The sequence below is a fragment of the Microbulbifer okhotskensis genome, assembly GCF_023895975.1.
Lineage (GTDB): Bacteria > Pseudomonadota > Gammaproteobacteria > Pseudomonadales > Cellvibrionaceae > Microbulbifer > Microbulbifer okhotskensis.
The window spans coordinates 18,702-27,835 of sequence record NZ_JALBWM010000053.1 but is presented as its reverse complement, the minus strand read 5'-3'; the positions used below and the strand labels follow the sequence as shown (position 1 = coordinate 27,835).

The following is a 9,134-nucleotide window of genomic DNA, read 5'->3' as shown; positions in this document are numbered from 1 at the left end:
AAGTGAGAACCTTATTTTCTCAGTATCTGGCCGTGGTTCCTACCTATTTCGCCCCTTAAAACTGTCCGAAGTGTTGATCTGTAACAGCCCCCAATAATGTCAGGGCCTTGGGTTGGTGACGGAGCCTGGGTCGGCAGAGTTCAGATGGTGGCACGCACACTGTTACCTACAAACGCGCTTTACCCAAGCGCGGCAGAACCGCCGGGACGCTCTGTTCCCAACCATTCCGCCCTGAATTTGCTACCGTTGCGATGGGCCGGTCCGATTTGGCAGATAACGACATCCGCGCTTGCGTGGTGTTTCCCCTATACAATTCAAAACAAGCTACATAAAACTCTAACCTGTTGTTTATTCAGGAAAAATTCAAAGGATAGAACCAATTAGTCAAAAATTTGGACCTTTCCGGACGCGCCTTATACATAAGACTGTACTGAAGGGTACAAGCCTTTTGAGTTAACCCATCCCCTCCAGCTGGCAAAGTCGCATCGGAAAAATCAAAAAAAGATTGACTCGATCACTGCAAACACATAAAGTGCGCCACCTCGACGCGCTCGTAGCTCAGCTGGATAGAGTACCTGGCTACGAACCAGGCGGTCGGAGGTTCGAATCCTCCCGAGCGCGCCATACAAATCAAGGGCTTACGTTTCACCGCGTAAGCCCTTTTTTGTTGTGGTGCAAATTGTGGTGCAAATAAAATAGGGCAATCGCTCAAAACCTGTACATCCAAACAGCTCCTCTTCACCCTCCTTGATGGTACCGAATTGACGCTTTAACCATCCTTTCCACAGCAATGCCGTTTTCTCAATCTAGTGAGGTGAACAGTTGATCAATTGAGAGAATTTATTCGATCTAATTGGTGAACCAGATCACATTTCATTGCCTTACAGCAGACTTTGCACGCCAGCTGCCTTCATATAATACGCCTCAGTTTTAAAGAGGGAGCTTCAAGAATGGGTCACTAGGAACAACCAAAGCCGTTCTACCTAAAAGATCGCCGCGAAGTAGCCATTGATATGTTTGCCTCAAAGGAAAACATTACTCGAGCGGACTACATGGCTTTGCGGGTCGTAGAGCAAGTTGAAGAGGGGCTAGACAAGTACCGTAAAGCATCCAAGGATATGGATGAAGAAGCCTTACTGCTTGAAGAGCATGACTCAGCCAGAATGGGGCAGTTTATGGAGAAAAATGGCAAGCCGCACCCTGGCGGTAATTGTGATGCCCATGCCATAGTATCTGGCTCTCATCCAAAAGCCGTACAGCAGCGGGCCATTCTGGCCTATGTAAAAATTCGGATAGATGATATACGAAATGGCACTTGGCTCCCCTCTAGAACAGCAGACACTCCTCACCCCAAAATGCCTAGTGCAGTTCCTCACTCTCGTATTCATAGAAGTGGCTACTACATATGGTTAAGGGAAAAATTCGATACACTAGCCATGCAGCCCGGGGAGCTAAATCTAGAGGGTGTAGAGAAGCTGCTAAAGGGTATCGAGTATGACCTCAAATTCTCATCATTTCCGCACTATGTTATGTTACCAGCGGACGAACTTAGACGTATAGGAAAAGCATGAGTATCTATAAAGTATCTGAAAACGACAGCGACTTTATGACACCCTACTTCGAACCTACTGCGGTACTTAAAAAGCGAGTGGGTATGAAGTTCCTTTTCAATACAGCCCCTAAGTCCTATAGTGAAGAATGGGAACCGTTAGAGCTAAGTATCAAGGCTTGCGATTCTGCTCCGGTCATTCCAACGATTTCTCGGTGGCAAAACTATCTTGTATTGCATGAAGCTGCGTACAACGCTCTCGAAGGCACACTAGGCCCTTTCGGCGAGTTTCTACCTTGCACCCATCAAGGGGCCAAATTTTACCTATTCAATCCACTAACAATTGCCGAAGACCTTAATGCGGTAGTGCCCGGATCAGTTACGCGAGATAACGACCTAATCTCAGCTATTGAGTTCGATGAAGATAAACTTAAAGAGGTGCCGATATTCAGGACGAAAGAGTCCAATGTCAGTATCTATTGCACCGAGGCGTTCAAAGAAGCGGTAGAAGCATCATCGCTGGATGGCTTGTTCTTCAGCAAGAATCTGACCCAGTATTAATTGACTAGCCCCACCATCTGGAGGGGCTTCCCCACAGCGCCTCCTCTTAGCCCTACCTGACTACTTTAATAATTCTCGAAGCCGCTCTTGCTTCTCGTTGAGAGCGTTTAGCTCATCAACCAACGTGTTGGTTGCTGCATCCAGGTTGTTTATCTGCACCTTTAGCATGTCCCTGATTTTCGGGTCGGCAGTGTCTGCGGTCATCTCAATAGTGTTCAAGCAAGCGCGTATCTCGGCTTCAACCTCTATGAATGTCATGGTTCAACTCCTTCTTTCCGTCGACACGAGGTCAATCTATCAAAATACTGTATAAATATACAGTATTCAGCCCGAGAAATGATATTTGTACCTAGATGTAGACTATGAGGTATACGGGGGAGTTGAATGCCAGGAGCACCCAGGGTGCCCGCGCTTTCTTTTCTCTTGCGTCTGCAAGTAGTCGAAAATAATCCAGTTTTTATACTACAGGCATCATCTGTATATTTGACCTGAAGCTAAGTGGAGCACGGAAATTCCTAGGAGGTAAATGTGCAAGTGGAACACTTATTTGAATATCATCCATCTCGTGGTGGCGCAAACCCCAAACACGCTGGCATAAGCGTACAGCTGGTTAAATTTAAACAAGGGGATTCGGAAGCTATTCACTTCTTTACGCAGCACGTGAGAGCCAAGCTTGCATCAACATTTCCTCCCGGTGCTGCATTTAGTGTTGCCACCGTTCCTTCATCAACTCAAGGGAAGGCTCATAACGGTTTTTCCCATATGGTTAGGAATCTTAAAGGTTCCTTTCCTATCAGGAATAATGGCAACTTATTGCAAAGGGTGAAGTCTATCGACCCCTTGCATAAAGGTGGAACCCGCACCTTAGATATACACAGACAATCTTTGGTTACAGCTTCCCACATTATCCCAGGAGAAAAAGTGGTATTATTGGATGATGTGACTACCAGTGGGAATTCTCTGAAAGTGGCTGCGGAGCTGCTCAGGAGAGCCGGTGCTGATGTGGTTTTAGTTTTAGCTTTATGTAAAACGGTCAATAATGGACATAGTTGAGATTCAACGCGGTGACCAAAGGTACCCACTAGGATTAGAGGATGCCCCTAGCCCGCCTGCCGTCTTGTATGCTCGCGGGAATATTGACCTTCTTTCTAAGCCTGGCATTGCCATTGTGGGCTCTCGTGATGCCTCTACAAGCGGGCTAGAAATTGCCAGGAGAATCGCCGCCTACGCAGTCTCAAAAGGAAATGCCGTTGTCAGCGGTTTGGCGCTTGGAATTGATGCCGCGGCACATGAGGGCGCCCTCGCCGCTGGTGGGGGCACTATCGCCGTGCTTGCCCACGGCCTACACACCGCAAACCCTCGAGCAAACTATAAACTGGCGCTGAGAATACTTGAGACTGGCGGCCTCTGGGTATCAGAACACCCCGAAGGTGTGACACCTCAAAGACATTTCTTTGTAGCTAGAAACAGGATTCAAGTAGGGCTTTCTCAATCTTCAGTCATAGTGGAGTCAGCCACATCAAGCGGGACCATGAAGCACGCTGACTTTTGCCTTCAAGCACGGCACCGCCTCTTTGCTGTTGCCCCTCACAACCCTGAAAACTCCTTAGGACTGAATTGCCAAGGCCCACTTAAACTCATCAATGACGGCAAGGCTACAGCTCTAAGAACCAAGGCTGACTACGACCTCTTAGAGCTGTAAAGACTTACTCGTCCAAAAGCGCCAAAATCTGGGCTGACTCTTCCTGCGAGAACTTCAGCTCATACTTCTCCACTATCGCCATAAACCGCTTCACATAGACAGCCTGGACGGGCTCATAGGGTGGCATCCACTCGTCGGGGCCTTTGTCGCCCTTGCTCTGGTTCCGGCCATCATCGACTAGCCACAGATTCTCAGGGTCTTCTGCAAACTGCCGCTTTAGCTCTACAGTCCAATTGGCACCACCGTGCCCGTGAGCCCATGAAAGAGGCACGATGTGTTCAACATCCAGGTCAGAGGCCAGGAAATAGAAATTTCCAGTGTATGGGTCCAACCAGAGGCCGGCGTCTACCGTGCACTGCTTGTCATTGGTGAAGGTTACTGGAGCCAGTGAGAACTGAACTAGCAGCTCATGACGTGTGCTCTGACAGTCTCGGTCAGTATCAGACCAGCGTGGCAGCCATTCGTGGCGGTCGTATTCGTTGGTGTTGGCTACAGCCTCAAAACAACCAGATAGAGCGGTGGATAGGATAATTGGTAGCAATAGGCGCATGAAGACCCCTCTTTATTGTTTAAAGGGATCGTACCGAAGGCCGGCAAAAGGAACAAATACAGCTCGGCACATTAAGCATTGGTTTTCATATATTAATTTTTAGGAATTAACAAGAGTTTACTATTACGTGGCAAGTCACGATAATCCCCGTGGACCACTAGTTAAATATCGAAAGAAAATTGAATAAGCCAAGGAATGGTTTTGAAGAAATTAATTTTTCTTGCATTTGGGGATAATTTTTTTACACGATTCTTAAATCACCCCGCATTAAGCATTTGTATACCTGCCTTTACCACTATGTATTATCTAACCCTTGATATTTGGGGGGATGACTTTGAATTAATCAAGAACAACATAGAATTCCATCAGTCAGCTTTTCTGGCCCTCCTCTTTATCACATCCCTAGTGATAATATTTAAAACGATTTCTGAGCTTTTGCGCAGCAAGGTAAGCAAACAAAAAAACGAGATAACCAAGGCTCTAATAATGCTATTCAAGAGCCTGGTAAATAAGAAAAAACGTAGATTTTTCGACAAGGCAAAGCACCTAAAACCAACCGGTGATACCTTCAAAGCAATCACACACCCAAAGGAGCAATTAGAGTATGTACTGGCTGAAACAAAAAGATTTTTAGTCGAAGCTTTTGGATTAGACGCCAAAAATATTGCAATAACAATCATTCAAGGCAACCCAAGGGAAGATAAGTGGTGGTATGAGTTGCGATGTGAAACACAAAGAAAATACGCAAAAGCTCGGGACATCATGAACGGAAACTCTACAGCCGCCACCTGCTTTCAATCTGGTGATAGCCTATTGATTCCAGATATTAGAAAGGGTATCAAGGAGAATATGTTTGAGCACTCTAAACGATCTAGAGATGCCAAACAGGGATCAATTTATTGCAAGCCAGTTAGAATAACTGTAAACAACTGTAATTATGTTTACATTTTCTCTATTGCAGTTTATGGTCAAAATATATGTCCAGCAGATAGTAATGAAGATTTTAAGGCCTGCGAAAATGTATTGGATGACATCGCTGACCGCGTCGAGTTAGAGCTTTATCTACACTCAATGAGAAAATATCGATTTCAGGACATCAGTACAAGCAGGGAGGGCAGTGCAAATGCGGAAGATATTAGCACCTGAAAAAGGTGAGTTTAAACGTCAAGGAAAGTTTGATTATATAAGGTCTGCAGCAATTAAAATGCTAGCCTCCAATATCAAACCGGTTAGCAGTAAGGAGCCCGAGGTACAAATTATAACTAGTCGCCCTAAAGAGCTAAAGCCATCCGGGAATTACTGATAGTAACCATGCAAACAGTACCACTTGGGGCTGACTCACGCGCCCCAAGTAGCTGGCCCCCTCATTCCAATTGGGGGTTTTACCTTATGGCACGCTTCTCCTTAACGCCCACTGCCAGACACTTTTTGTATTTGCTATCTGGGATATGGTTTAGGAATGAATAAAGAAACAAAACAGTTAATCGAAGAAATTGTCTTTACATTCGGGTTAGCTGTTATTTTTATAGCCCCCTTTGTGAAAGATTGGCACTTCTCATAGCCATTACTGGTTTACGACATCCAAGGCCCCAACCAAAGGTGCGAGCGACTTACCTGCTTCCGTTGTTGGGATCGCTGGCATGTCTATAATCTCGGCATCTAAAACCCCCTTGGCACGCCGCCCTTTGTATCCAAGTTCAAGCAGCTTCAGGCTTGCCCGCTCAATAATACCAAGGCTTTCTTTCAAAGAATTCACCGCTACACTTGTCGGCCCATCGCCCAAAGCTGTCCCAGGAACAGGAATACGTAACTCACCTACCTTTGCGATACTCTCCAACGCTTCAAGCTCTTCGGCTGATAGGATTTGCCTTAACTTCGGCTTGCCAATTCCTTCTATAGCTTTTCGGAACTCAACCCCATTGAAGGTCCGTTCGCCCCGCTGATTTGTGGCAAGCGCTTTTGTTGCCCGGTCCCTGAGATGCACCAGAGTTTGGGCCCGAAGGTCATTCCATGCCGCTTTGCCGGCTTCACCACTACCGCTGTTCAGGTAATTTTTCAAGAGGCTCAGGTCATCAACCTTGCCCCCCTTACCTACAACCAAACGGTTAAAGATATCCTCGGGCGCAACCCTTCCTTCGAGTATCTGCTTCACTACGGATTTTTCGTTCTTCCAGAAGTTGTGCTTTTTAACTGCCTCCAGCGATTTCCGGGACTGCTCGAAAGCGGCGCGAGCCTCTTTGTAAAAGTCGTCACCAGTAGATGTAAAGACATCTTTGTCGACCGCGTCTTTCAGCTGATTCAATATGCGACGCCCCACGCCGCTGGTGGAATCCCAGTATTCATTGATTAACTGTCGGACCTCGCGCTCTACTTGTTTAGGCGTTAGGCGTGCATGCTTCTCCGACATGCCTGCAGAGTTAATCCCTGACGGGGTCTGATCCAGCAGCAACCCCTTACGCTGCAATCGGCCCTTAATCGCCTTCAATACACCATTAGTGGCATCGTCCGAGGTCATACTGTCTTTCAGTAACTTATTGAAACCCTTAAGCAGCACTTTGGGCTGGCCGCCGGCAATCTCGTTAGCCTTTTGGTACAGATTCGACGCAAGCGCGTCATCATCCAGTGCTCGGCGTGTAATAACGTCCTCAATCGCATAACCGGCCTCGTGCGCCTCTCTGCTTGCCCCCCCGGTCCTGCTTGCTAACTCATTCACGCGGCGAGTCAGCACGGAATCCTGCTCTTCCAGGGCTCCACGGATAGCGCCAGAGTACTTACCTGCTTCTTGCTGCTCTCTAAAGTCATCAGCATTCCGGGTCAACTGCGCCCTGGTTGGCTTCACGCCTACCTCGCTAAATACTTTGTTTCTCGCTTTCTGCTCGACAGTATCGAGAGCACCCTTGAGTTGCGCCGGCTCAATCTTGCCTTGCACGGCGAGGCGAGCCCCTTCGCGAGTCACGCCATTCTCATCAGCAAGTACACCGCGAGGAATAGCTGCAGGCTTTCGCGCTAAGTTTGTCGCAGCCGCAGTTCCCGCCACCGGTAGAGCCAATGCTCCCAGCATCCCGCCAACCTGCCGGCCATATTCCCCGCCAACATACTCGCCAGCCTCTCCGCCAAGCTCAGAACCGGCACCAGAGGCTGCACCAAGGCCAATGTCAGCGGCAGATGAGGTTTTGCCCACCTCCCGGATAACTCCAGCAGCCGCTGATTCAGATGATGCTCCGAACTGCGGCAACCTTGCGGCTGCCTGCCTCAACATACCTCCAGCACTTGCAGCAGCTGGTATCACTTCTCCTGCTTCGCGAACTACGTCTTTGCTTAGCCCTTCCTCCATAAAGTTACCCGCCGTTCCTGCCTCCAGGGCATCAGTTAAGCGGGGCATTCTCCAATCAGAACCAGCTGTATAGGCCACCGCATTCGGTACTGCACCAGCAATAAAATCTACAAGTTCTGTTGCGCCGCGGTTCACCGCGCCCATGAACTCCAGAGGGGCGGAGGCAGCAAGAGGCATAGATGAGCCTTCCCCGCTACTCTCAGCCTCCCCTTTTGCCCATTGACGCTCCCAAGGCTTGGGTTTTTCTGATGCGGTTTCCCAGTTCCTCTCCCAGGGCTTTGTCATTATTTCTGCCTCCAATTGCTTGGGTCGTTAGGGTTACCACCGAGGAATTCATAGCCGTCTATTACTTCGCCTGTTTGAGGGGGTCCAGAAGGAGGGCCAAGGGAGTCAATTGTCGAACTGACCGGAGGTTCTCCCTGATTGCTGCTCTCATGCCCCCCAGAACCAACTCCCAGCTTCGCGCGTACAATTCGATCGACCATATCGAGCTTTGCCTTACGCGCTTCGGGGTGGTCCTTCCGGGTCGGCATCATATTTATCAGCAACTCTTGGTCTTTATCAGTGAAGACGCCTTCACCAGCCTCACGGAATAGGGATTTAAGAACTGGAGCCATGGCCGACACTGCGCCATCAGCCGTTTGTGCCTCTGAGGTCAACGCAGGAAGGGATCCTGCAATGGGGTTGGTGGTGGTCCCCTCCATCCCTTTAGATAGACCTTCCATTCCAGCCTGATACGCCTTGTAGGTTTTAGCATTAAGCGCCGCAGTTTTTTCGGCCTCAGAATTATTTTTTAAATCAATCTCGCCTTTCTTATTTTTTATACGCTGGTCATAAATTTTCTGGAGCTGCTCATCAGACAGGAGTTCTACGGGTGTGCTTCCGCCAGTTGTTGTCAAAAGCTGGTCACCCACCTTGTGCACCTTCGGGTCAAACCTAACCCCTAAATCGCGCACCTCAGTTGAGCCATCTGGATTTTTTACCGCAATTCCATAGTTGCCATTGGCAAGCGCTAAAGGGGAGCCCACTGTGTCAGGTGTGCCCGCCCCTTGCTGCTCCATCATTGCTCGCTTCAGGTTTATGTCGCCTACCTCAGAATTAAGTTGAGCGTTCTGCTCTTGGAGTGCAGCAACTTGGCTATTGAATCCTGCAAAGGCTGCACTTGGGTTTTGTCCGTGATAGCCCATATTCATAGCCGTCAGCATTCGGCCAATCCCGCCAAGCTTGTCCTTTTTCAGGGCCTCCACTCGGCTGTCGTTTTCCATGATTTGCTGCTGGCGGCGGTCCATTTCGAGGGCGAATGGGTCGCCGCTATCAAATACAGGAGATTGTTTTGGCTCAATAAATGCCGAGTCCAGGGCGCCTTGTGGCTCCCCTATTGTTAATACCGGGCGCATAATTCAACCTATTGATTGACTGAAAAAATGGTATTTGTTTG

Annotated in this window: 9 protein-coding genes and 1 tRNA gene; 6 read left to right on the top strand and 4 right to left on the bottom strand. The window is 48.5% G+C overall.

Annotation, left to right across the window (positions count from 1 at the left end; genetic code table 11):
- Positions 1-547 precede the first annotated feature (547 nt).
- From MO867_RS12780 to MO867_RS12770, 3 genes are all read left to right on the top strand, one after another.
- A tRNA-Arg gene (locus tag MO867_RS12780) sits at positions 548-624 on the top strand.
- A 389-nt stretch (positions 625-1,013) separates the two neighbouring features.
- A complete protein-coding gene (locus MO867_RS12775) occupies positions 1,014-1,571 on the top strand; it encodes an AHH domain-containing protein (protein WP_252468284.1) in 558 nt (185 codons plus the stop codon).
- Positions 1,568-2,110, top strand: a complete 543-nt coding sequence (locus tag MO867_RS12770; RefSeq protein WP_252468282.1) for an imm11 family protein — start codon at positions 1,568-1,570, stop codon at positions 2,108-2,110. Before MO867_RS12775 ends, MO867_RS12770 begins: the two co-directional genes overlap by 4 nt.
- Positions 2,111-2,170: 60 nt before the next feature.
- Here the strand turns inward: MO867_RS12770 and MO867_RS12765 are convergent, their stop codons facing one another.
- The gene (locus MO867_RS12765; RefSeq protein ID WP_252468280.1) at positions 2,171-2,368 is read right to left on the bottom strand and encodes a hypothetical protein; all 198 of its coding nucleotides are present in this window, start codon (positions 2,366-2,368) and stop codon (positions 2,171-2,173) included.
- 270 nt (positions 2,369-2,638) lie between these two features.
- Between MO867_RS12765 and MO867_RS23810 the strand changes: the two genes are divergently transcribed.
- Positions 2,639-3,163 (top strand): ComF family protein, encoded by a 525-nt coding sequence (locus MO867_RS23810; RefSeq protein ID WP_252468277.1) that lies wholly within the window; start codon positions 2,639-2,641, stop codon positions 3,161-3,163.
- Complete coding sequence (locus MO867_RS12755; RefSeq protein ID WP_252468266.1) at positions 3,150-3,812, top strand: DNA-processing protein DprA; 663 nt, start codon at positions 3,150-3,152, stop codon at positions 3,810-3,812. Before MO867_RS23810 ends, MO867_RS12755 begins: the two co-directional genes overlap by 14 nt.
- Positions 3,813-3,816: 4 nt before the next feature.
- Here MO867_RS12755 and MO867_RS12750 read toward each other — a convergent pair whose 3' ends face one another.
- Entirely contained in the window at positions 3,817-4,362 is a 546-nt protein-coding gene (locus tag MO867_RS12750; protein WP_252468255.1) for a GmrSD restriction endonuclease domain-containing protein, read from the bottom strand.
- Between the two features lie 201 nt (positions 4,363-4,563).
- Here MO867_RS12750 and MO867_RS12745 point away from each other — a divergent pair, with 201 nt between their 5' ends.
- Positions 4,564-5,508 (top strand): hypothetical protein, encoded by a 945-nt coding sequence (locus tag MO867_RS12745; protein WP_252468253.1) that lies wholly within the window; start codon positions 4,564-4,566, stop codon positions 5,506-5,508.
- 418 nt (positions 5,509-5,926) lie between these two features.
- Here MO867_RS12745 and MO867_RS12740 read toward each other — a convergent pair whose 3' ends face one another.
- Together MO867_RS12740 and MO867_RS12735 are read right to left on the bottom strand one after the other, a co-directional pair.
- Entirely contained in the window at positions 5,927-7,981 is a 2,055-nt protein-coding gene (locus MO867_RS12740) for a hypothetical protein (RefSeq protein WP_252468251.1), read from the bottom strand.
- A complete protein-coding gene (locus MO867_RS12735; RefSeq protein WP_252468239.1) occupies positions 7,981-9,093 on the bottom strand; it encodes a hypothetical protein in 1,113 nt (370 codons plus the stop codon). The genes MO867_RS12740 and MO867_RS12735 overlap by 1 nt, the downstream gene beginning before the upstream one ends.
- Positions 9,094-9,134: the final 41 nt, after the last annotated feature.